Consider the following 24064-nt stretch of genomic DNA (forward strand, 5'->3'; position numbering starts at 1 on the left):
ATGTTGTGTGTGATCCCCGCCTTTTGCGCAACGCCTTTGGGCGTTTCGCCACCGGCGTCACGGTCGTCACCACCGGCACGGCCGACGGCCCGGTCGCAATCACTGCCAACAGCTTCTCATCCGTGTCGCTCAATCCGCCGCTGGTGCTGTGGTCTATCGGCCGCCACTCGCGCCGGTTCGAAGCCTTCGCCAATTCCGCGCACTACGCCATTCACGTGCTGGCGGAAGATCAAATCGATCTGTGCTGGCGTTTTTCGAAGTCGGGGACGGACTTTGCCGATCTTGACCTGTCGTGGAGCGAGCACGGCGTGCCATTGCTGCCGCGCGCATTGGCGCGGTTCGAATGCAGCGTCGCCGACCGCTTCCCGGCTGGCGACCATATGATCCTGCTTGGACGTGTCCTTGAACTGCAGACGCAAGAGGGTTTGCCGCTGCTCTTTGCTGGCGGCAAGTCGCGCGCTCAAGAGGCCAGTTGATGACCGCCGGCGCCGCTCCGGGCTGGTGCCGTCGATTGGCGCACCACGAGATTGCAGGCAAGTTCGACGCGACGTGGCGGCGACCCCGAATGGGCCATGTCGTCGAGCAGCAGGCTAAGCGCAGCCGATCCGATCTCGCGCATAGGAATGTGCATCGCCGTCAGCGGCGGGTTGCAGAAGGCAGCGAGCGGCAAGTCGTCCATACCGACCACGGACACATCGCCAGGCACCGAATATCCGGCCTCCTGGACGCCGGCGATGGCACCAAACGCCAAGCTGTCGCCAGCCGTCAGCACGGCGGTGAAATCGAGGCCGCGGGCCGCGATGCGCTCGGTCACGGCCCTGCTTGCAAGTTCCGGCAACCAGTCCTGCACCTCGACCACGAAGTCGTCGAAGCCGGCAATGCCGGCCGTGATCAGCGCGTCGCGCCAACCTTCGTAGCGCCGCTCGATCGTGCGCCGGCCACGCCGCATCAGGAACAGGATGCGGCGGTGGCCGAGGCCGATCAGATGCTGCGCGGCAAGCATGGCGGCAGAGCGATTGCAGGGCGTCACGCTCGAATGGCGCATCGAGGGATCGTCGCCGTTGACGAGCACGATCGGCTTGGCGAATCCGGCTGTCAGCGTCAGCACATCGTCATCGTCCAGCGTCAGAAACAGACAGCCGGCGACGCTGTCATCGCGCTCGGATTCACGCAGCAGCGCGATTTCGTCCTCGGGCGCCGAAACCGGCCGGGTCACGAGTTCGACGCCCAGCAACCGGGCGCGCTCGTTGAGCCCATCAAGGACATGGTAGGTGAACTGATTGCGGGCACTGTCCACCATTGCCACGCTGCTTGCGGCCAGGATGACCTTGCGGCCGGCAACCGAGGCGGGAATGGCATAGTTCATCGACTTCGCCGTTTCGATGATCCTGGTGCGAAGCTCGTTCCTCACGCCGCCGACTCCGCTCAGCGCACGAGAGGCGGTGCTGACCGACACGCCGCAACGCGCCGCGATCTCCTCAAGTCGAATGCGGCGGCTGGGGCGGCCGCGCTTGCCCTGGATACTCATGCGCTCCGTCACCTCCGCCAAAGTCATCCGATTAATGCAAAAAATTTTCAGATTGCGCAAGAAAAATGGCTGTGAAACAGTTCTGATGAAGCGGGAGAAACGGGAGGAGTTATGCCGCTATCGGCCGAACGCCTGAATTCCGCGCTTGCCAGCCTCGTGGCCGGCATGACCGGCTTGCGTCATGACGGGCGGTTCCATGAGCCGAATCTCGACGGCACGCCGGGCGACTATGTCAGCTTCGACAGCTGGGAATGGCCGCAGGGCGTCGGGCTCTACGGGCTGGTTCGGCTGTGGGCGCAGACCGGTGACGATCGGCTGCTGCAGACGATCGAGGCTTGGTACGACCGACGCATCGCTGCCGGTCTTCCGGCGATGAACGTCAACACCACCGCGCCTCTGTTGGCGCTAAGTGAATTGTGGCGGCGCCGGCGCCAGCCGCGCTTCGAGCCGGTCCTGCGCGAATGGGCCGAGCAGGTAGTCACCGCCTTGCCGCGGACGCCGGAGGGCGGTTTCCAGCACGATGTTTCGGATCGGGTCAACGACGACGAATTGTGGGACGACACGCTGTTCATGGTGGCGCTGTTCCTCGCATCCTACGGCCAGGCTGCCGGTCAGCGTCGCTTCGTCGAAGAAGCAGAAAGGCAATTCCTGGTCCACGCCCGTTATCTCGCCGACCCGGCATCAGGGCTGTGGTTTCACGGCTGGACCTTCGCGGGACGGCACAATTTCGCCCGTGCGCGTTGGGCGAGAGGCAATGCCTGGATTACCGTCGGTATCCTCGAACTGGTGGAGTTCGCCGAAATTGCCCCCTCGGTCCGGGCCTATCTGCTCGGCGTGCTGGAGACGCAGATCAACGCCCTGCTCGAGGTGCAGGCAGGTTCGGGCGCATGGCACACTCTGCTCGACGACCCGACGTCTTACGAGGAGATTTCCGCCACGGCCGGCTTCGGCTACGGGTTGATGAAGGCCGTGCGGCTCGGAATCGGCTCGACAGAGTGCCGTGCCGCCGGCCTCCGCGCGTTGGCAGCCGTGGTGGCGAACATCGATGACAAAGGCGTGGTGGCGAACGTGTCCTATGGCACACGCATGGGCGCCGACCTGCAGTTCTATCGCGATATACCGATCCATCCGACGGGCTACGGGCAGGCGCTGGCCATTCTGTGCCTGACCGAAGGGGCGCGGCATCTGCAGTCGAAGGTGGAGGCGGCATGATGCGGACGCTCTATGGCGCGTCGCCGGGCGATATTGCCGGTATGGACACGGACCGGCTGAGGGCCGAGTTCTTGGTCGACGGCTTGTTCCGGCCTGGCGCGATCGAATTCGTCTACACCCATGTCGACCGCATGATCGTCGGTGGCGCGGTGCCGCTGGCCAACCCGCTGGCATTCGGCAACGGGGCCGAAGTCGGCACGCCGCTCTTCTTTGACGCGCGCGAGATGGGCATCGCCAATCTCGGCGGCAATGGTGCGGTCGCGGTGGACGGCCGGCGCTTTCCCGCGGCTAACCGCGACATCGTCTATGTCGGACGCGGAGCGCGTGAGGTGACGCTGGAGAGCGACGATCCGGAGAGGCCGGCACGCTTCTACATGAACTCGGTGCCGGCCGGCGCCGATATTGCGCACCGTCTCATCGTCAACAGCGAAGCCAAGCCGCTTGTGCTCGGCGAGGAGGCCCGCGCGAACAGGCGCACGCTGCGCATGTACATCCATCCCGAAGTGGCCCCGTCCTGCCTCTTGCTGATGGGGATCACCGACCTCGCGCCGGGCAGTGTGTGGAACACCATGCCGCCGCATCTGCACGAGCGGCGCATGGAAGCTTATTGCTACTTCGACCTCGCCGAGGCCGACCGTGTAATCCATCTGATGGGCCGGCCAGACAAGACGCGCCACCTGATGGTCGCCGACGGTGACGTTGTCCTGTCGCCCGCCTGGTCTATCCATATGGGTGCCGGCACCGGCCCCTATGCTTTCGTCTGGGGCATGACCGGCGAGAACCAGGCCTACACCGATGTCGATCCAGTTGCCGTGAAGGATTTGCGATGAGCGAGGCCGCGCAAAGCGTTCGGACGGACTTTACGCTGCGCCGGCCGCTCATGGCGGGGCAGCCAATCGTCTATTGGCGGCTCGGGTCTATCGCCGAGCAACGCTACGATGTGGCCGACCAGCCCATGCAAGGCGAGATGGATCCCTTCTTCTTCCTGACCAAGCACAAGAATTTCATTCCCCATGAATATCCGTGCCGCACGCAGTTCGCAGCGGAACGACGCGGCAAGCGACCACAGGTCAGCGCCGAATTCGGCGCCGAGCGCATTTGGCTGCCCTTCGCCTCGCCGCGCATCGACCTATCGGGCTTCTGGTTCCGGCCGACGGTGCTTGGAACCTGGGCCGAGACCACCATCGAGGCGGCCTCGACTGGCGAGGTGATGGTGCGGCTGCGCACATGCGGCGGCGCCATACTCTTTGCCAATGGTGAGGAAGCCGGCTGGATGGCGCCCTACGGCCGCAATCTGGAAAGTGCCGAGCACTTCAAGATCGCGCTGAGGGCCGGCCGCAACGACATTCGCATATGGTTCGACGATCTCGCAGAGCGCGACGCCCGCTACTATTTCCAGCTCGACTATCTATCCGGTCCGGCTGCTTCGGTCGCACTGCCGATCGAAGTCGAGAGCGGCGTTGCCGATGCGATGGAAGCAGCCCTCGACGACATGCATTTCGAGCGTCCCGCCTATGACGGCGGCGAGGTGGCGCTTGTCACCGGCGTGGCCCTGCCGCGCGACGCGCAAGTCGAGGTCGAGATCGAGGGCGATTTCATGTCGATCGAGACGCCGGTGCGCTTCGCCTTCGATCTGCCGGCGGGCCAGACGCGGCTGCCGATCGCCGATACCGAGCAGCTGCCGGCCGACTTTCGCCATTTCAAGGTGGCGCTGACGGTCGCAGACCATGCCGTATCGCGTGTCTTCGGCGTCGAGATATGCCACGCGCGCCGTCAGGGCGATGCGCCGGAAACGCTTACCGCGCGTATTAATGAGGCCTTGCGTGAGGTCGCCGGTCACGCCGAGGCCGACACCGTGCGCGCACTGGCGCGCCTGGCGATCGGCCAGCAGGGCGCCGAGACCGACGCCATGATCTCCGGTACGCTGCCGGCGATCGAGGATTGTCACGATTGCGCCGACTTCATCCTGGTGCCGCTGCTGTGGTGCCGCAAGGCCTATGGCGATCGGCTGGAAGTGAGCCTGCGCGCGCGCGTCGACAACGCCATCCTCGGCTATCGCTACTGGATGGACGAGCCCGGCAATGATGTGCAGTGGTACTTCTCCGAGAACCACGCTTTGCTCTTCCACACCGCCGCTTATATTGCTGGGGGCCTGTTGCCTGATGTGCGGTTCGTGCGGTCGGGCCGCCTTGGCCGCGAACAGTCCGCGGTGGGAGCCGCGCGGGTGCGGGCCTGGCTCGACCATTTCGAGGCATGGGAGATGGCCGAGTTCAACTCGGCGCCTTATTTTCCCATCGACCTCAAGGGCCTGTGCGCGCTCTACGCGCTGGCCCCGGACAAGGACATCGCCGAACGTGCCGGCAAGGCAATCATACGCCTGCTTGAAATCGTCGCCCGCTCGGCGCATCGCGGCATCCTCACCGGGGCGCAGGGCCGCTCCTACGAGCACACGCTGCGCGCCGCGCGTTCGCTGGAATTATCCGGCATCTGCCGCATGCTTTGGGGCAAGGGCAATTACGGCATGCGCTTTCATGCGCTGCCACAGCTGGCACTGTGCCTGCGGGATCACGATTTGAGCGTTCCGGACGGGTTGGCACCAATTGCTTCCCTCACCGACGATACGGCGTGGGAATGGACTTTCGCGCAGGGACAAGACCGCTTCGCGCGGCTCTACCACTACAAGACGCGCAACCATGCGATGGGCAGCGCCGCTGGCTATCGCTGGAATCAATGGGGTTATCAGGAGACCGTCATTCACGCCCGGCTGGGCAAGAATCCGAATGCGCAGATCTGGATCAACCACCCCGGCGAAGTGCTGCAGTCGGGATATGGCAGACCATCATATTGGGGCGGCTCAGGCACTTTGCCCCGGCTTCACCAATATCGCGACCTCGCCATCGTCAGCTTCTCCTGCTCGGATGAACAGCCCGACTTCACGCACGCCTGGTTCCCCGCACGTGCCTTCGATGCCGTGCAAGTGGGTGGCGATCGGGCGTTCGCGCAATCCGGCGACGCCTTCGTCATGCTGAAGACGGATGTGCCTCTCACGCAGGTCGTGGCCGGCCCGACCGCCGGCAACGAGCTGCGGGCGGCGGGACGCAGGACGACGTGGATCATTCGCCTCGGTGACCGGAATGCCAATCTGCCGGCGCTCGACGCCTGGGCGGACGCCTTTGCCGGCCTGTCGGTGCGGTCGGGTCCCGACGGCGAGTTGATCGTCGAGGATCCGGAGTACGGCACGGTGCATTTCCTCGCCGACGCAAGGATCGTGGCTGAGGGACGTACACTCGATCCGACCAACTGGACCGTGCGCGGTGAGGCGATGCGCATGAAGCACAGAGAGTAGGGAGGAAATCGGCTGCGACGCTCAAGAGGAGAGGGCGTAGCGGCTTGAACTATCGGGGCGCCGCCCCGCTAAAGGAGGAGACGAAAGCATGAATAAGTCCCGCACTTTGCTGGCCGCGCTATCGGTCAGTCTGCTCGCATCGACCAGCGCGTTTGCCGGCGACGTGCGCATCATGTGGTATTCGGACGGTGTCGAAGGCGATGTCATCCAGGACATTCTGAACCGCTTCATGAAGGACAATCCCGACATCCACGTCACGCTCGACAACGTCGCCTACAAGGTGATCCAGGAGCAGCTGCCCATCCAGCTCGAAGCCGGCCAGGGCCCGGACATCGCCCGCGTCACCAACATCAAGGAGCTTGCCCAGCACTGGCTCGATCTCAGGCCACTGGTGGCTGACCCGAAATATTGGGAGGACAATTTCGCTGACACGCTGGACTGGATGCGCCCCGACGGCTCCAACGCCATCCCGGGTTTCATGACCCAGCTCACGCTCACCGGCGGCTTCGCCAACAAGACGCTGTTCGAACAGGCCGGCGTGCCGCTGCCCGGCGACAAGGCGACCTGGGACGACTGGATCAACGCCGCCGCCGAAGTGGCGAAGAGCCAGCAGCTTCCGGCTGCCTTCGCCATCGACCGTTCCGGTCACCGCATTTCGGGTCCGAATGTCTCCTTTGGAGCGAACTATATCGGCCCCGATGGTATGCCGGCGAAAGTGGACGACGGCACCAAGGCGTTCGTCGGCAAGCTCGTCGACTGGACCGCCAAGGGCCTGATGCTGAAGGATACCTGGGTGTCGGCGGCAGGCTCGACCTATCGCGCGGCCGCCGACGACTTCATCAACGCCCAGATCCCGTTCTACTATTCGGGCAGCTGGCAGGTCGCCAATCTGTCGACCAAGATCGGCGACAGTTTCGACTGGGTGGCGACCGGCTCGCCCTGCGGTACCGCAGGCTGTTCGGGCGTGAAGGGCGGCGCGGCGCTGGTCGCCATCAAATATACGAAGAATCCCAAGGACGTCGCCAAGGTCATGGATTATCTGGCCCGTGAAGACGTGGTGAAAGAGTTCAGCGAGCGCACGCTGTTTCTGCCCGCGCACAAGGGCGTCGTAGACAAGGGCGGGCTGAAATGGGTCTCGGCCGACAAGAACGTCGGTCCCGCGCTCGACAAGTTCGTCAAGGCGGCGGGCGAAACCCTGCCGGCGGCCGATGCAATGCCGCCGTGGAAGTGGGCCAACGCTTACTTTGCCGCGCTGGTGACGCGCGTCAGCCAGGTGATGGCCGGCGAGCTCAGCCTCGACGATGCCTGGGGCAGGATCGACCAGGATATCGCCGACAAGGTTGCCGAGGCGAAGTGACCGCCGCCGCGACACTGAAGACATGGATTGGCGCCGCCCTCGCGGCGCCGGTCGTGTGGCTGGCATCGATCGTCAACGTGCCGCTGAAGTTCTGGCAGCGCGCGACGGGCACCGGCGGCATGGCCGCGTTCTTCCTCGCCCCAAACATGGCGATCTTCGGCATTTTCGTCCTGGTGCCGATGATCATCAACTTCTTCTATTCGGCCACGTCGGGAACGGCCTACTTCCTGCAGGACCGAACCTATGTGGGGCTCGAGCAATACCAGCGCCTGCTCGATTGCGGCAACTATCTGGACACTGCCACTTGCCACGAGGATCTCTTCTGGAAGGCCGTGCACAATACCGGTCTGTTCGTCGTCGTGCAGGTGGCGCTGATGACGGTCGTGTCGATGGCGACAGCGCTGATCCTCAACCGCGAGATCGTCGGGCGCAGCTTCTGGCGCGCGGTGTTCTTCTTTCCGGTGCTGCTGTCGCCCGTCGTCACCGGCCTCATCTGGCGTTGGATCCTGCAGCGCCAGGGCCTGCTCAACCTGATCGTCCATGATATGGGCGGCGAGCCGCACAACTGGCTGACCGACCGTTTCTGGGCTTTCACCGCCGCCGTCAGCGTTTCGGTCTGGGCACATATGGGCTTCTATACGCTGATCCTGCTTGCCGGATTGCAGGCGATCCCGCGCGACCTTTACGAAGCGGCCGAGATGGACGGCACGAAGCCGGCGCGGGTGTTCTGGCGCATCACGCTGCCGCTGCTGATGCCGAATCTGCTTGTCGTCATCGTACTGACGCTGATCCGCGCCGTGCAGATCTTCGACGAAGTCTATGTGCTGACGGGTGGAGGGCCGGGAACCTCGACCCTCTATATCACGCAGTACATCTATGAGATCGGCTTCGCCTCCCTGCTGCGCAATCCGGGGCTGGCTTCGGCGGCTTCGATTCTGATGGGGTTGGTGCTGGTCGTGCTCACCTTGGTTCAGCTGCAGGTCGGACGCCGGGGTGAGCGGAAAGGAGCCCGCGAATGAGCGGCGTCATGACATTCCTGACCCGCCGGCGCGGCGGTCGCGGCTGGCATTGGACGGATATCGTGAGCTGGCTGTGGCTGCTCGGCGGTGTTGTCATCATGTTCGGTCCGGCCGTCTGGCTGGTGGGTTCGTCATTCAAGACGCCGGCCCAGCTTGCCGAGTTCCCGCCGACCATAATGCCTTATGTCAGCCAACAGGCGAGGGTTGAAGGCTACGACAAGCCGCTGGCCCTCTACAGGGTGAAGCTGCCGGATGGTTCGACCAAGGTGCTGGCCGAGGTGCGGCGCATCGGCATCATGGCGCAGATGGTCGACCCGCAGGCGCCGAACGATGTCGTCAAGGTCAACATCGCCGACCGGCAGCCGGTGCGCGAAATCGGCTTCGCGACGGAGAACTACACCGAGCCCTTCGTCCATTTCGACTTCCTGCGCTATCTGCGCAATTCGGTTTTTGTGACGGCAATGGCGACGCTGATCACGCTGCTCACCAATTCGATGGCCGCCTTCGCCCTGTCGAAATACAAGTTCCGCGGCCGCGATCTGACGATGCTTGTGATCGTCGGTACGCTGATGGTGCCGCTGTCGGTCATCCTGGTGCCGCTCTATTCGGTGGTGGGCGCCGTCGGGCTGCTCGATTCGCTGTGGGGCGTGATCTTGCCGACGGTAGCGACGCCGACCGGCGTCTTCCTGCTGCGCCAATATATGCTGACCATCCCCGACGAGCTGCTCGATGCGGCGCGCATGGACAACGCTTCCGAATGGCAGATCTACTGGCGCATCGTATTGCCGCTTGCAGCACCGGCGCTCGCCGTGCTGGCGATCTTCTCGGTCGTCTGGCGCTGGAACGACTTTCTGTGGCCGCTGGTGGTGCTGTCGCGCAAGGAACTCTACACACTCCAGGTCGGCCTCAACACCTATGCCGGCCAGCTAAACGTGCAGTGGCACTACATCCTGGCGATGACCGTGGTGACGATGATCCCCGTCGTCCTCGTCTTCGTCTTCCTGCAGCGTTACATCACTTCCGGCATTGCCGGCACCGGGCTGAAGTGAGGATGTCATGGGACGGATAACGCTGACCAACATCGATCGCGCTTACGGCAAGATGAAGATCTTGCACGGCATCAATCTCGACGTCGGTGACGGCGAGATGCTGGTCCTCGTCGGCCCGTCGGGTTGCGGCAAGTCCACGCTGCTGCGGCTGATTGCCGGACTCGATCGGCCGACCGACGGCAAGATCGAGATCGACGGGGTCGACGTCACCAACGTTTCGGCCGCACAGCGCGGTCTGGCGATGGTGTTCCAGTCTTACGCGCTCTACCCGCACATGAGCGTGCGCCAGAACCTCGCCTTCGGGCTCGAAAACATCCGTATGCCGAAAGCCGAGATCGACGCGCGGATCACGGAAGCGACGCGCATGCTGGAAATTGCTCCCTATCTCGACCGCCGGCCCGGTCAATTGTCGGGCGGCCAGAAGCAGCGCGTGGCGATCGGCCGTGCGGTGGTGCGCAATCCGACCGCCTTTCTACTCGATGAACCGCTGTCCAACCTCGATGCCGAACTGCGCATCACCATGCGCGCTGAACTGGCGGGCCTGCACCGGCGGCTGGCAACCACGATGATCTACGTCACCCATGACCAGATCGAGGCGATGACGCTGGCGGACCGCATCGTGGTCATGCGCTCGGGGCGGATCGAACAGGTCGGCCGGCCGCTCGATCTCTACAACGCGCCGGCCAACCTGTTCGTCGCCGGCTTCATCGGCGCGCCGCGGATGAACCTGCTGCCGGTAAAGGTGCGTTCGGCAAGCGCTGGTGAGGTGCGTGTCGAAGGTCCGGGCGGGCTGTCGGCCTCGGTCGCGGCCGACGGGGTCGCGCTGAAACCGGGAGACGACGCGACGCTTGGCATCCGGCCACACGACATCCAACTTTCGGATGGCAGCAAGGGATCGGTGGAAGCGCGGGTAACGCTGGCCGAGGCGTTGGGACCGGAAACCGTTGTCCACGCCACCATTGCCGGCGACAGCAAACTCATCGCCGTTCTCAAGCAGCAGGGCGTTGAATCGCAAGGGCCGCCGATCAACCTCGCTCTGCCGCCGGAGCGCATGCATCTCTTCGATGCCGCCGGGCTGCGTGTCGCACCGCGTTAGCCGGCGGCAAGATAGCGGGTTGCTTTCATGAACCGTCGCAACTGCCGCACAGCGAACGCGTGTTGCGCGCTTGTCAAATAGGTGAACGTTAAGACAACCGAACTCTTCAAGAGGGCGCTCTCTGCGATCATTGCTGCCACGGTCTTCGGCAATACGGAGGTTCGCGCCGGCACGTTCGCGCGCCTGAGGAATCCGGCTGACTGATAATGCGACCTGTGCTGAGGTTCAGTACGAACCACCGATCAGGGCAGATGGGATGTTCGTCCGCGTGATAGCGGCGAGGCCGTGAAATCCGCGATCGTTCTGCAGTTCTGCTTTGTTGCAGAACCGCAGCTCGACGGAGACGTTCTCGTGAAACTGTACTGCGCACCGTGGGCTTCCAGCCTTGCCGAACATCTCGCTCTTCGGAAGACGGATACCTCCTTCGATAGCGAGCGCATCGACCGGGTGTCGAGGCAATCATGAGCCGAGCCCGCAAGATCGCAATTGCCATCGTTGCCCTTATGGTGATTCCAATGGCAGCTATTTGGAGCTGGCAATGGTTCACGAGGGGACGGTTCGAGGAAACGACCGATAATGCCTATCTCCGCGGAGACATTACCAGCATCGCTCCGAAGCTTGCCGGTTACGTCGTCGAAGTCGACATAGACGACAATGCCAGTGTGTCTAAGGGTGCTGTCCTGTTTCGCATCGACGACAGCGACTACAAGGCCAAGGCGGAGCAGGCGAAAGCCAACGTCGCCGCCCGGCAGGCGGAAATCGCCAACATCAAGGCAACTCGTGAACTGCAGGACGCATTGATCGCGCAGGCTGAGGCGCAGAAGCAATCTGCCGCAGCCGACCTGCAATTCGCCCGCGCCAACCTGAACCGCTACGTCACGCTGCAGAAGAACGGGACCGCAAGCGATCAGAAGCTGCAGGATGCGCAGGCCGGCCATGACAAGGCAAAGGCATCGCTGGACGGTGCAGAGGCCAATCTGCTGGCTCAAAAGTTGAAGCTCGGTGTCCTGGATGCACAATTGTCCGGTGCGCAGGCAGCCCTGTCGCAGGCACAGGCAGCGCTCGACCTGGCAATGCTCGACCTGGCCAACACCGTCGTGAGGGCCCCGGTCGACGGCATCGTCGGCAATCGCCAGATCCGTGTCGGCCGCTATGTCACCCCAGGGACGGCAGCCCTGGACATCGTTCCGGTTAACGATGTCTGGATCGTCGCCAACTTCAAGGAAACACAGCTGAGGCAGGTTGAGATCGGCCAACGCGTCCGCGTCATGGTTGATGAATATCCCGATCTGCAAATCGACGGCCTTGTCGACAGCTTCGCTCCCGGCAGCGGCGTGGCATTCAGCCTGCTTCCGCCGGACAATGCTACCGGCAACTTCATCCGCGTCGTCCAACGCGTGCCGGTCAAGATCAGGATGACGCGCAATCCGTTGCCCGGCCGCCTGGTTCCGGGACTCTCGGCTCGTGTTGCCATCACCGTCGGCACCAGGGATGCTCCGGCAGTAGCGCAGGAAATGCAGACAGGCGGGACCGCGGACGGGCGCTCAGCACAATGATGCACCTCGCCGAAACGGCGGCTGTGCAGCGCCATCCCGGCACCCTGCGCGCTTCCTTGATAGCAACCGGCGTCGTGCTGGCCGCCTTCATGGACGCGGTCGCATCCACCGCACTGTCCATCGGCCGGATCGACATGCTCGGCGACACCTACGCAACGTTGGACGAACTGGCGATGATCGACGTTGTTTTCATAGCGGCCAAGCTGACGGCGTTCCTTGTCGCTCCGCTTCTTGTGACGGCAGCCAGGCCGACCGCCTGCCTGCGCGCGGGGGTTGTCGCCCTTCTGCTGGCATCCGCGACCTTGACGTTGTCGGTGGACCTCACCTGGATTTGCATCTGCCGCATTGTGCAAGGGCTGGCCGGCGGCACAGTTCTCGTCGCTGGCCAGACACTACTGTTCTTTCGCTTCCCGCACCGGCATCAGCCCGTCGTTCAGGCGGTTTTTGCCGTAGGCGCCGTCATGGCTCCGACGACTGTCACGCCGGCCCTGCAGGGCTGGCTTGTCGACCATCTGACCTGGGAGTGGATATTCCTGAGCATCATTCCGCTCGGCATCGTCTCCCTTCTCCTTCTGGCGGCGGACGGCGATCGGACCTTTTGGCGGAAAACCAGGTTTCCTGCCGTCGAAATATTGTTGCTCGGCATCGGCGCCGCGCTTTTGACATACGTCCTGCTGCAAGGCAGCAGGTTCAACTGGTTCGACGACACCGACATCACCTTCCTTGCCGCAACCGGTGTGACGGCCGCCGGCCTTCTGGCCGTCTGGGAGACCCGCTTTCGTTCAGAAGGCTCACTGCTGGCCATCTCGCCCCTTGGCAATCCGGACTTTCGCTTCGGCCTTCTCGTCAGCTTCGTCGCCGGCTCTGCTCTTTCAGGCAGCGCCTATCTCATTCCGGCTTTTGCCCTCAACGTGCTCGATTTTACCGCCACGGGCGCAGGAGTGCTTCTGCTGCCCAGCGGAGCCATGCTCGCACTTGGACTTCTGTTGTCCGGCTTCGTCATCCAAAGGACCGGGATCCGCCCGATCACGCTTGCGCCATTTGGTATTCTCCTCTTCGCAGGCGCCATGTGGCTGCTGTCCGCTTCGACGAGCGGTAGCGGATCACCGGACCTGACCCTTGCTCTGCTGCTGCGAGGATTCGGCCTCGGCCTTCTGTTCGTGGCACTGACGCTGGTTACGCTGCAGCGCCTTGCCGCCAATGCGCTGCCGTTCGGCATCGGGCTGTTCAACTTCGGCAAGCAGGTGGGCGGTCTGACGGGCACAGCCCTCTTGCAAACGTATATTGATCACCAGAATGCCCACAATCGGACGATACTGGCGTCCCACCTCGTCAATGGCGATCCAGCCGTAGACCAGCGCTTGAGAGCCGCTGCGAACGCTCTGGCGAACAGTGTCGACAGCACTGCGGCGACCAAGACCGCCCTGCCGCTGCTGCAGCGCGCGCTTGAGAAGCAGGCCGCCACGATCTCGTTCGACGAAGCTTTCTTCGCGCTCGTCCTGCTGTTCGCGGTCGCTGCGCCCTGTCTCATTGTCGCCAAACAATTGCTCGGCCGCCAAGCCGCTCCGCAGAACTAAAACCGCGTCCACGCCCTATACTTTGGAACAGATGTATTGGTCGGGAGAGGCTTCCAGATTATCTCATGAGCCGTGTCAACTGGACGAGATAGGGATGACGAATGCAGGGGTTTTTCCGGTTTCGCTCTGCAGCCAACGGAGAGGCAGGCGAGGGTCTTACCTGTCCGGCGCGCGCTTTCCAGCGGTGAGTGGCGCTGCCACTCTTTGATGCGTCATTCCAGTCGCTCCTTGCACGAGGCGATCGTTACGCGCGCAGGAGCATCCGGCCTTTTCCAGCTTCCGTAAAGGCGGCCGCAGCACCCACATTCCGTTTAATGCACGGATGTCCATGAGACGCGGGGGCATGGCGGTATTAGACTTGGGGCCGTGAGTTCGCCTGTCCAGATAGGGAACAAGTGCTATACGAAGCGCTGACAGTTCCTTTGTCCGGCAGGAGTAGCCCATGACAGCAGCGTCCAACTCACTTGACGAAACCGACTCCGAAGCATTGCGAGCGGCGCGGATCATCGAAAACGTGGTCGGTAACGCATGGGCGACCGACGCCGCCGGCAAATTCACCTACGTGACTCCGGCGGCGCTTTCGCTTCTTGGCATGACGTTGGAGGAACTCAATTCGCCTTCGGAAGAGGGCCGTTCTGGTTGGAAGCGGATAATCCATCCAGACGATTATGACGGCGCCGTCGCCACATGGCGTCGCTGTCTGCAATCAGGTGAGCATTACAATGTCGAGCACCGCATTTTGCGCCCGAGTGGTGCTTACGGTTGGGGGCGAAGTTCGGGACAGCCATTGCGCGACAGCCAAGGTCGTATCCATGCATGGTACGGTGCAGTGATCGACGGCGATGTTCCGTCCGTCGTCAGTAAGCGATTCGCGGATGTCGCCAATGCTGCGCTTGAGGAAAAAGCCGCGCCCGACGTACCGCATTCGCTGAAGGTTATTCATCCGGACGACCGGGCTGCGGCGGCTCATGCGGCCGCGCGCGCCTTCTGGACGGGCGTCCCACAAGTCACAAGACATCGGCAACTCAAGGCCGACGGTAACTATCGTTGGACCGAAACCCGCTCAGAGCCGGGGTACAGTGTAAGTGTCGATATCGACGATCTGGTGACAGACAGGGAGCCTCGGCCAACTACGACAGCGTCAGACCCGTCGGGCGAAAACGAAGCCGAAGCAATCCGGTCGGCGAGGGTCGTCGAGAGCATATTCGGCAACGGATGGGCATTCGATGCGGCCGGTAGGTGGATCTACCTGCACCCGTTTGCCCAGAATTCCCTCGGGGTGACGCTGGAGGATCTGAATGCTTCGTTGAAGGAGGGTCATACCGGCTGGAAGCGGTTGCTTCATCCGGATGACTATGACCAGATCGCCGCCGCATGGCGTCACTGCCTGGAGACCGGCGATCATTTTAATGTCGAGTTTCGCTTTCGGCGCGCGACCGGCATCTATGTCTGGGCTCGAACCGCGGCACGACCAGTGCGCGACAGTCAAAGTCGTATCACGGGATGGTTTGGCATCGCGCTTGACATCGACGTTTACAAGAAAACCGTCGCGGCGTTGCGCTATCGGGAGCGTGAGCTCTCACAGCTCGTGGACATGGTTCCGAGCCACATCTGGCGGCTGGCTCCGGACGGCGAGCCGATTTTCTTCAACAAGCGCATGGTCGATTTCCTCGGCCTGAACGTAGCGGATGCGGACAAGCCGGGGATGAGTCGGCTGGAGGTGGTCATAGAGACAATCCATCCAGACGACGCAGCAGCGTTCCGAAACGCGCTCCACCATTGCCTCGCCACCGGCGAGCCCTTCTCTATGAGACATCGCCTGCGCCGCGCCGACGGCGTCTATCACTGGATGTCGAGCCGGGCGGACCCGATACGGGATCAGGACGGACGCATCGTCCAATGGTATGGCCTCTGTCTCGACATCGATGATGAGGTGCGCGCGCAAGAGGCGTTGCGCGATCGGGAGCGCGAGCTCTCGCAACTCGTGAACATGGTCCCGGTCCAGATCAGGCGTCTGACGCCGGACGGCGAGCCGACCTTCTTCAACAAGCGCTTGCTGGACTTTTTCGGTCTGGACGACGTAGCGGCTTTGGACAAGCCGGGCATGAGCCGGCTGGCTGCAGTCATAGGGACCCTCGTCCATCCCGATGATGCGGCTAACTTGCTGGAGACGGCCCGCCACTCCTTCGCCACCGGCGACCCCTTCTCCTTGAAGTATCGTATGCGTCGTGCGGACGGTGCGTATCGCTGGGTTGATGGTCGCGGGGAACCGCTGCGAGATCAAAGCGAAGCGATTGTGCAATGGTACGTAGTTTCCATCGACATCGACGATGAGATGCGCGCACAGGAAGCGCTGCGCGATCGGGAGCGGGAGCTCTCGCAACTCGTGGATATGGTTCCCAGCCTGCTCTGGCGGTTGAGCCCAGAGGGCGAGCCGACCTTCTTCAATAAGCGCCTGATAAATTTTCTCGGCATGGACATAGCAGACACAGACAAGCAGGGCATGAGCCGGCTGACAGCCGTCATAAAAGCCGCCGTCCATCCCGATGATGCGGACAGCCTTAGGGAAGCGCTCAACCATTCCCTCGTCACCGGCGAGCGCTTCTCCAAGAAGTATCGCCTGCGGCGTGCGGATGGCGTCTACCGCTGGGTGGAAGGCAGCGCGGAGCCACTGCGGGATGAGAGCGCACGCATCGTCCAGTGGTACGGCCTCTCACACGACGTCGATGATCAGCTGCGCGTCGAAGAGGCGCTGCGACGCAGCGAGCGGCAGCTTCAGCAGCTCATAGATACAGTGCCAATGCAGATCTGGTGCGTAACGCCAGGCGGCGAGCCAGCATACATTAACAAAACTATGGTGGACTATATCGGCCTGAAGCTGGAAGATTTTGATGCTCCAGGATTGCCGAGCGCCATTGAAACCATCGTCCATCCGGAGGACAGGGCCGTATTGCTGGGAGCTCTAACCCATTCCTTCAGCACGGGTGAACCGTTCGAGCTGAAGTTTCGTAACCGGCGATGGGACGGTGCATACCGCTGGACTGAGGGACGCGCGGATCCGCTCCGCGATGAGAGCGGTCGCACAATCCGGTGGTACGGCGCCAACGTCGACATCCACGATTTTGTAATTTCTCAGGAAGCGCTGCGAGAAAGGGAGCGCTCGCTCTGGCAACTCGTCGAAACCCTGCCCGTAATGATCGATTGCGCTGCGCCGGACGGCGAGCCGATGTATCGCAGCCAGCAGCTCCGCGAATTCCTCGGCTACGAACTTGAAGAATTGGATGATGCGGGAAAATCCCGGTTGGCCGGCACACTCGACGCCGGCGTTCATCCCGACGACGTCGCGGGAGTCAAGGAGCAGTACGCACATTCGTTGTCGACCGGCGAGCCATACTCGCGGAAGCACCGTCTACGGCGCTTCGATGGCGAATATCTCTGGGTCGACACGCGCGCGGCGCCGATGCGCAATGCCGAAGGCGCCATTGTGCAGTGGAATGTTATCTGCCTGGACATCGACGGTGAGGTTCGGGCGCAGGAGGAGCTGCGTCTGGCGCAAGAGCGACTTGCACGGGCGAGCCAGGCGGCAAGCCTCGCCGAGCTTTCGGCGTCTATCGCGCATGAGGTGAACCAGCCACTGGCAGCGATCGTGGCCAACTCACACGCCTGCTATCGTTGGCTGGCCGCCGATCCCCCGAACCTCGAGCGCGCGAAGATCACGGCCGAGCGCATCATCCGCGATGCTAACTCGGCGGCGGATGTCGTCAGCCGCATCCGCGCCTTGTTCAGGCCATCCCTTGAAATGAGAACCAGTATGCCGATCCCAAGTGTCATTGCCGAAGCGCGTGACCTCATGGCTGAGGAAGCCATGCGGCGTCGCGTTCGCATGGATGTCGACATCGAAAGCAACCTTCCGCTCGTCGTGTTCGATCGCGTCCAGATCCAGCAGGTTTTGGTCAATCTCATCCGCAACGGCGTGGACGCGATGGACGCCATTGCTGGCGACAAGGTTCTTGGGATACGCGTGCGCCGGATAGAGGACAAAATCCAGATCGATGTCAGCGACCGCGGCCCAGGAGTCGAACATCCTGACAAGATATTCGAGCCGTTCTTTACGACGAAAGGGAACGGAATGGGCATGGGGCTCGCGATCTCCCGTTCGATCATCGAGTCTCACGGCGGACGCCTTTGGGCGGAGAATAGCGTGCCGCGTGGGGCGACATTCATCTTCACCCTCCCGGCTGAAGCGAAAGCTGCGCAATAACTGGCGGCGCTCAGTAAGCGCTTGGTTTTTCGGCTCTCGGTGAAGGGGCGCCGCCGCCCCGTGCAATGCATGGATTTCCATGAGGTGCGGTTGGGGCGTGGCGGGATTAGGGTGGCGACGTGAGTCCGTCAGCCCAGTCCAGCTATCAAGAGCAAGTGCTACACGAAGCGCCGACAATCTCCAGAGTTTGTTTGTCCGTGAGGGGCACCCGATGACGACAGCGCCCAACTCACTTGGCGAGACCGATTCCAACGCAACGCGCGCGTTAACGCATGACTTGGACCGATCCGGACCGGGAAGTGGCCGACCTTTCGCGACGAATGAACCGGGCCTGATTCGCGGCAACATGAGCAGCGATCTTGAAAGAGGCAGGTTGTCGCGCGTCTGGTCGCACCGTCCCCAACTCTTGCATCTGGGGCTTTTTATTACGGCCTATGTCCTGGGCTGCGGATTCGCCCAGTCGCTCGCAATCATACCCGGAACAGGGATTTCCATTTGGCCTCCGAGCGGGCTGTTCATCGCTACACTTGTCTTCGCCTCCAGGTATAGCTGGCCGTGGTGGGTGCTGGGGGCCTGTCTGGCCGAACTGTTCAGCAACTTCTTGTGGTTCCACACTCCGCTGCCCGCGGCCTTCCTGATCTTTGCCGGCAACGCTCTTGAAGCGGTGGCCGGCGCATGGCTTGTGAACCAGACCTGCAAGCGCCCAGTTCGGCTGGAAACGTTGCGGGACGTTCTCGCATTCGTCGTACTGGCCGCTGGAATTGCGCCAGTTGCAAGCGCGACGGTGGGAAGTGCGGCGCTTGCGTGGTTTGGCATACAATCGCAAACCTTTGCGACGGCTTGGCCGCTGTGGTGGATCGGAGACGCGACGGGAGTCCTGATCGTAGCGCCACTGGCGCTGGTCGTGTTCCAGAACTGGCGCGGCAAGGCGCAGCTCTCGGCAGCGCGGTGGATGGAAGCTTGCGTCCTGGGGCTGATTTTTCTTGGTATCGCCGCCCTTTCCTTGAGCGGCTATCTGCCCTTCGCCTACATCATCATGCCGCCTCTTCTTTGGGCCGCAGTGCGCTTTGAGTTCAGAGGCGCCGCCGTAGCATTGGCCGTCCTCGCTCTGATCACGGCGGTATTCACGATATCCGGCGCCAGCCAATTTGCCGGCGATCCCGAGTCCCAGAAGCACAACCAGATCATGCTGCAGCTTTTTCTGGCCATCTCGGCATTTTCGGCGCTCGTCGTGGCCGCCATATCCCGGCAGCATCAGGCGGCGGTGCTCACCTTGCGTGAAAGCCTTGAGGCATTGGGCGACCGGGAGCGGGAGCTCTCGCAGCTTGTCGACATGGTTCCGAGCCACGTTTGGCGCCTGACGCCGGACGGCGAGCCGACCTTTTTCAACAAGCGAATGGTCGACTTTCTCCGCCTCGACGTAACGGATTTGGACAAACAGGGCATCAGCCGGCTGGCGGCGATGATAGCGTCCACCGTCCATCCGGACGACGCAGCAGCATTCGGCGATACGCTCAGTCACTGCCTTGCCACCGGTGAGCGCTTCTCCATGAGGTATCGCCTGCGCCGCGCCGATGGCGTCTATCACTGGATGTCGAGCCGGGCAGAGCCGATGCGCGATCACGCTGGCCTGATCGTCCAGTGGTACGGCCTCTGTCACGACATAGACGATCAGATGCAAGCCGAAGAGGCGCTGCGGCGGAGCGAATTGCAGCTTCAGCAGATGATCGACGCTGTGCCGGTCCGCATCTGGAGCGCGGTGCCGACCGGCGGGCCGGTCTACTTCAACAAGCGATACCAGGACCATTTCCGCTCCGTGATCGCCAATTTCGAAACGCTCGGAGAGCCGCGCATCGAGGAATTGCTGCAAGAACTGGTTCATCCCGAAGATGCTCCCGAGGTGCTGCGCACGTTGCTGACCTGTTTCGAAACAGGCGGCGGTTCCGCGATGCGGTTTCGCTGGCGCGAAACAGATGGCTATCGCTGGGCGGAGTGCAGGGTCGAGCCGCGGCGTGATGAGGACGGGGCGGTCGTGCAATGGTACGGGGTTTCCCTCGACATCGACGAAGAGGTGCGCGCCCAGGAAGCGCTGCGACAAGCCTCCGACAAACTCGCGCAAGCCACTCAGGCTGCAAGTCTCGCCGAGCTTTCCGCTTCGATCGCGCACGAGGTGAATCAGCCGCTGGCCGCGATCGTCGCCAATTCCCATGCATGCCACCGTTGGCTGTCCGCCGCCCCGCCGAACGTCGAACGCGCGAAGATCACGGCCGAGCGCATAATCCGGGACGCCAATTCGGCGGCGGACGTCGTCGGCCGCATCCGCGCGCTGTTCAAGCAATCCACAGAGACGAGGACCAATGCGACGCTCAGCAGTGTCATCGCAGAGGCACGCGACCTCGTGGCCGAGGAAGCGATGCGGCGGGGCGTTCGCATCAGTGTTGATGTCGGAAGCGACATTCCGCTAGTCGCGTTCGATCGCGTCCAAATCCAGCAGGTTCTGGTCAATCTCATCCGCAACGGCATGGAGGCGATGGACTCTGGTGCGGACGACGGAGCTATCAGCATCCGCGTGCGCCATATCGGGGATGTTGTCCAGACCGAAGTCAGCGATCGCGGCCGGGGCGTCGAGTTTCCCGACCGGATATTCGAACCGTTCTTTACCACGAAAGAGCAAGGGATGGGCATGGGACTGGCGATCTGCCGTTCGATCATCGAGTCGCATAGCGGGCGTTTATGGGTCGAGAAGAACGAACCACGTGGAGCGACGTTTATCTTCACGTTGCCGATTGAAGCGAAAGCAGCGTCATGATGACGGACGGCCAAATTGTCTTCATCGTAGATGACGATGAACGCATCCGGGAGGCGCTCAGTGAGCTGCTGGCTGCGCACGGCATGCGTGCCGTAGCGTTCGGATCGGCGGGCGATTATATCCGCGCTGACAAGCCGGACGTCCCCGCCTGCCTCATCCTCGATATCGAGCTGCCGGATATTAACGGCCTCGATCTGCAGCGGCAGATTGCCGAGGGCGATCATCCGCCGATCGTTTTCCTGACGGGACATGGCGATATCCCGTCCTCCGTGCGTGCGATCAAGCACGGCGCCGTAGATTTCCTGACTAAGCCCTTCAGTGATGCGGACCTCATGGCCGCAATCCATGCAGCGATCGCCCTGGATCGGGCACAGCGATCGGAGCGCGCCGAGCTGGGCGTGTTGAAGCAACGTTATCTCGAACTGACGCCGCGCGAACGTGAGGTGCTGCCGCTGGTGGTCAGCGGCCTGCTCAACAAGCAGGCGGCCGCTGAACTGGGGATCAGCGAAGTTACGCTGGAAATTCATAGAAGGAACGTCATGCAGAAGATGGTCGCGGCGTCGCTCGCCGACCTCGTGCGCATCGCCGAGCGATTGGGAATACCGATCACGCACTCGCGCCGGGCAGGGGGGAGCTGAGCGTGGGCAAGCGGAGGCCTGTCGTGGCGATTGTCGACGATGACCCAAGACTGCTCGAGTCGCTGGAGGACCTTCTGGAGTCCGCCGGCTATGTGGCCCGCAGCTTCTCATCGGCGAGGTCGTTGCTGGTCAGCGGCCTGTCTGGATTGGACATGCTTATCACCGACATCGGGATGCCCGGCATGGACGGCTTTGAACTTCGCGACTTGGTCAAGAAGGCGCGTCCGGATCTGCCTGTGTTCCTGATCACCGGCCGCCACGAGATAGTGGATCAGCACCGCGCCAAGGGCATTGGCAGGCTTTTCCGCAAGCCGTTCGATGGCCAGGCACTGCTTGCGGCGATCGGCGACGCTTTACGCAACCCAGAAACGGAGGCTAAACATGAGAGTTGACCAATTGCCCTTACGGAGATCGACGCCGTCATCACAGCAGCGGCGGGCTGAAGCCGAGCAGCCGCTGGTCATTATTGTCGATGATGATGCCTCTGTTCGGGAGGCGCTGTCTGAATTGATCCTGTCGGCGGGTTTTCTGCCGGTGTGCTTTACCTCGACCCGTGAATTGCTTGACGCCGACGTGTTGGAGAGCCCCGGCTGCTTGATCCTCGACGTGCGCATGCCAGGGACGAGCGGTCTCGATCTGCAGCACCATCTTGCGAAAAACGGCAACCCCAAACCCATCATCTTCCTGACCGGGCATGGCGACATCCCGATGACTGTCCAGGCGATGAAGGCCGGCGCCGTGGACTTTCTGACCAAACCGGTGCGGGATCAGACGCTGCTTGACGCCGTGATCGCGGGCATTGCGGTGGACGCCAAGCGGCGGGCGGATGCGGTGATCGTCAAGCGCAACATCGAGCGCGTCGAGACGCTGACGCCGCGCGAGCGCGAGGTTCTGCGAGAAGTGGCGCGCGGACGCCTCAACAAGCAGATCGCCTTCGACCTCGGCATCAGTGAAGTGACCGTCAAGCTTCACCGCGGCAATGTCATGCGCAAGATGGAAGCTGCTTCCATCGGTGAGCTAATCCGGGCGTGGGAAACGCTGCCCCCGCCGATGCGCGAGGCCGGCGCGGCCAAGACTTTCGAATAGGGCCGAACCATGCCTCCGTCCGATAGGATCGCCCGGCGGCGGGCGCTTCTTCGCTAAGAAAAGCTTGCCCAGGACGATCCGGACTCAGGAAAACCTTTATAGAGCTTAGAGCGATAACCGCCGCGTGTAATCTGATGTTGACGCTGCACAGCCAAGCTTCTGCCGCGCATCCCCCGCTAGCAGCGACGCATTGGGAAAGCTTTGGAGCGGCCGTATCTCCATCACGACGACTATCGCTAATGCTGTGCCTTCAGGCATCAGCGAAGCTTAGTATGCTGGCGGCAGGAACTCGATCAGGGCCTTGGTGACGGCGGCTGGCTGCTCCTCCGGAACCCAGTGACCTGAGCCCTCGACTACTACGGCGCGTACGTTTTCGGCGACGTGGCGGAGATGGTCTTCGTACATCGATCCCAAGCCACCTGAGCCGCTTATTCCGAGTACCGGCATCGTTAGCTTGTGTTTTGCAAAGGCCTTGTTCTGCTCTTCGTCACGGGGAAAAGCCCGGTAGTACTCGAAGCCTGCGCGCAATGCGCCAGGCTGGGCATAGGAACGCCCGTAGACTTCGTCGGCTTCGTTGTCGAACGCGCAAGCATTTACCCCCTCTGCATTGTGAAACCACTTTAAATACTCAAGCTCGCGACCGGCAATGAGCATTTCCGGTACGTCGCGTACGGAATGGAAGCGAAAATGCCAAGTGCGAGGGCCTTGGATCAATTCGTTCCATGGTTCGATGCCTGGCAGTGGGACGTCAAGGATGGCCAATGTGGCGACTTCCTCTGGGTGCTGCGCCGCATAGGAATAAACCACCATGCCACCCATATCGTGGCCGACAAGATTGACGACCGGACCAAGGTTCAACTGATTGACGAGTGCGTGAATATCCTCGGCAATCGACGCCTTTTCGTAGCCGGCCGCAGGCTTGGCAGTGTCCCCCAAACCGCGCAAATCGGGCGCAAGTACAGTGTAACCGCGCGCCACCAGTTGTGGCATTACAAAGCGCCACATGTATGAGGTCGTGCCCCAACCATGCAACAACACAACAGTTTTCGGGCCGCCTACCGCCAGCAAATAGTGGTAGACCACACCGTTAACGTCGGCCTTGCCGTCGACGATACGTGCCGACAGGTCAGTCGATTGTCCGAGCGGCACGTCTGAGCGCGAAGCGTTGGCAGAAGTCGATGGTCCAGCAGCAAGGACCGCAATGAGGAAACCAGAAAGAAAGCTAAGGCGCATTAAAGCACTCCGGGATTGTGAGGTCCAAAGGGCTCCAAGAGCGGCAAATGCCGCTTAATGTCTATAAAACGAAAGCTAGCAGATCTTTGGCCCGATACTAACACGCAGTATACATAAGTATATACGCCTCTAACCGGCGGTGAGTTGATTCCTCAATATAAGGACCACATTGGCGAATCTTGTCGCGGTCCGTTCGGGCGGTGACTTGCTCGTGATCAGCCGCTTCTCGTTTTGAGAAGCGGATCCTCATACGGATTGATAGGTTCTGTTTGTAGCGGCCGCCGCACGAGCGGCGGG

General features: G+C 62.2%; 16 protein-coding genes and 2 pseudogenes. 16 read left to right on the top strand and 2 right to left on the bottom strand.

The genetic code is table 11. The features are described from left to right. Window positions 1-5 precede the first annotated feature (5 nt). On the top strand, window positions 6-476 hold the full coding sequence (locus NKI95_RS10490; RefSeq protein WP_352716497.1) for a flavin reductase family protein: 471 nt from the start codon (window positions 6-8) through the stop codon (window positions 474-476). On the opposite strand, the gene NKI95_RS10495 is transcribed toward NKI95_RS10490, so the two are convergent. Continuing rightward, window positions 461-1528 (bottom strand): LacI family DNA-binding transcriptional regulator, encoded by a 1068-nt coding sequence (locus NKI95_RS10495; RefSeq protein ID WP_352516539.1) that lies wholly within the window; start codon window positions 1526-1528, stop codon window positions 461-463. The genes NKI95_RS10490 and NKI95_RS10495 overlap by 16 nt on opposite strands. 111 nt (window positions 1529-1639) lie before the next feature. Here NKI95_RS10495 and bglB point away from each other — a divergent pair, with 111 nt between their 5' ends. The 15 genes and pseudogenes from bglB to NKI95_RS10565 all read left to right on the top strand — a co-directional run bounded on the left by bglB (window position 1640) and on the right by NKI95_RS10565 (window position 22534). Beyond that, complete coding sequence (gene bglB, locus NKI95_RS10500) at window positions 1640-2740, top strand: beta-galactosidase BglB (protein ID WP_352716498.1); 1101 nt, start codon at window positions 1640-1642, stop codon at window positions 2738-2740. Further along, a complete protein-coding gene (gene kduI, locus NKI95_RS10505; protein ID WP_352716500.1) occupies window positions 2737-3570 on the top strand; it encodes a 5-dehydro-4-deoxy-D-glucuronate isomerase in 834 nt (277 codons plus the stop codon). Before bglB ends, kduI begins: the two co-directional genes overlap by 4 nt. Continuing rightward, window positions 3567-6086, top strand: a complete 2520-nt coding sequence (locus NKI95_RS10510) for a hypothetical protein (RefSeq protein ID WP_502909143.1) — start codon at window positions 3567-3569, stop codon at window positions 6084-6086. Before kduI ends, NKI95_RS10510 begins: the two co-directional genes overlap by 4 nt. Window positions 6087-6174: 88 nt before the next feature. After that, on the top strand, window positions 6175-7443 hold the full coding sequence (locus NKI95_RS10515; RefSeq protein ID WP_352716502.1) for an ABC transporter substrate-binding protein: 1269 nt from the start codon (window positions 6175-6177) through the stop codon (window positions 7441-7443). Continuing rightward, the gene (locus tag NKI95_RS10520; RefSeq protein ID WP_352716504.1) at window positions 7440-8462 is read left to right on the top strand and encodes a carbohydrate ABC transporter permease; all 1023 of its coding nucleotides are present in this window, start codon (window positions 7440-7442) and stop codon (window positions 8460-8462) included. Before NKI95_RS10515 ends, NKI95_RS10520 begins: the two co-directional genes overlap by 4 nt. Beyond that, a complete protein-coding gene (locus NKI95_RS10525; RefSeq protein WP_352716505.1) occupies window positions 8459-9511 on the top strand; it encodes a carbohydrate ABC transporter permease in 1053 nt (350 codons plus the stop codon). Before NKI95_RS10520 ends, NKI95_RS10525 begins: the two co-directional genes overlap by 4 nt. A 7-nt stretch (window positions 9512-9518) precedes the next feature. Then, window positions 9519-10607 carry an ABC transporter ATP-binding protein gene (locus NKI95_RS10530; protein ID WP_352716507.1) on the top strand — a complete coding sequence of 363 codons (1089 nt, stop codon included), beginning with the start codon at window positions 9519-9521 and terminating at the stop codon, window positions 10605-10607. Between the two features lie 461 nt (window positions 10608-11068). Beyond that, window positions 11069-12163 carry an HlyD family secretion protein gene (locus NKI95_RS10535; protein WP_502909144.1) on the top strand — a complete coding sequence of 365 codons (1095 nt, stop codon included), beginning with the start codon at window positions 11069-11071 and terminating at the stop codon, window positions 12161-12163. Then, the gene (locus NKI95_RS10540) at window positions 12160-13740 is read left to right on the top strand and encodes an MFS transporter (RefSeq protein ID WP_352716510.1); all 1581 of its coding nucleotides are present in this window, start codon (window positions 12160-12162) and stop codon (window positions 13738-13740) included. The genes NKI95_RS10535 and NKI95_RS10540 overlap by 4 nt, the downstream gene beginning before the upstream one ends. Before the next feature lie 442 nt (window positions 13741-14182). Then, on the top strand, window positions 14183-18001 hold the full coding sequence (locus NKI95_RS10545; RefSeq protein WP_352716512.1) for a PAS domain-containing protein: 3819 nt from the start codon (window positions 14183-14185) through the stop codon (window positions 17999-18001). Window positions 18002-18374: 373 nt separating this feature from the next. Next, window positions 18375-20120, top strand: a pseudogene (locus tag NKI95_RS10550) (MASE1 domain-containing protein); the annotation flags it as partial. Window positions 20121-20150: 30 nt separating this feature from the next. Next, window positions 20151-20810, top strand: a pseudogene (locus tag NKI95_RS34430) (sensor histidine kinase); the annotation flags it as partial. Continuing rightward, the gene (locus NKI95_RS10555; protein WP_352716513.1) at window positions 20807-21448 is read left to right on the top strand and encodes a response regulator transcription factor; all 642 of its coding nucleotides are present in this window, start codon (window positions 20807-20809) and stop codon (window positions 21446-21448) included. The pseudogene NKI95_RS34430 and the gene NKI95_RS10555, both read left to right, overlap by 4 nt. 2 nt (window positions 21449-21450) lie before the next feature. After that, the gene (locus NKI95_RS10560; protein ID WP_352716514.1) at window positions 21451-21840 is read left to right on the top strand and encodes a response regulator; all 390 of its coding nucleotides are present in this window, start codon (window positions 21451-21453) and stop codon (window positions 21838-21840) included. Beyond that, window positions 21830-22534: a response regulator transcription factor gene (locus NKI95_RS10565; RefSeq protein WP_352716516.1), complete on the top strand. Its 705-nt coding sequence runs from the start codon at window positions 21830-21832 to the stop codon at window positions 22532-22534. Before NKI95_RS10560 ends, NKI95_RS10565 begins: the two co-directional genes overlap by 11 nt. Window positions 22535-22801: 267 nt before the next feature. On the opposite strand, the gene NKI95_RS10570 is transcribed toward NKI95_RS10565, so the two are convergent. After that, on the bottom strand, window positions 22802-23767 hold the full coding sequence (locus NKI95_RS10570; protein WP_352716518.1) for an alpha/beta fold hydrolase: 966 nt from the start codon (window positions 23765-23767) through the stop codon (window positions 22802-22804). Between the last annotated feature and the right edge of the window lie 297 nt (window positions 23768-24064).

Origin of the sequence: Mesorhizobium sp. M0306, from assembly GCF_040321655.1 — a bacterium.
Taxonomy (GTDB): domain Bacteria; phylum Pseudomonadota; class Alphaproteobacteria; order Rhizobiales; family Rhizobiaceae; genus Mesorhizobium.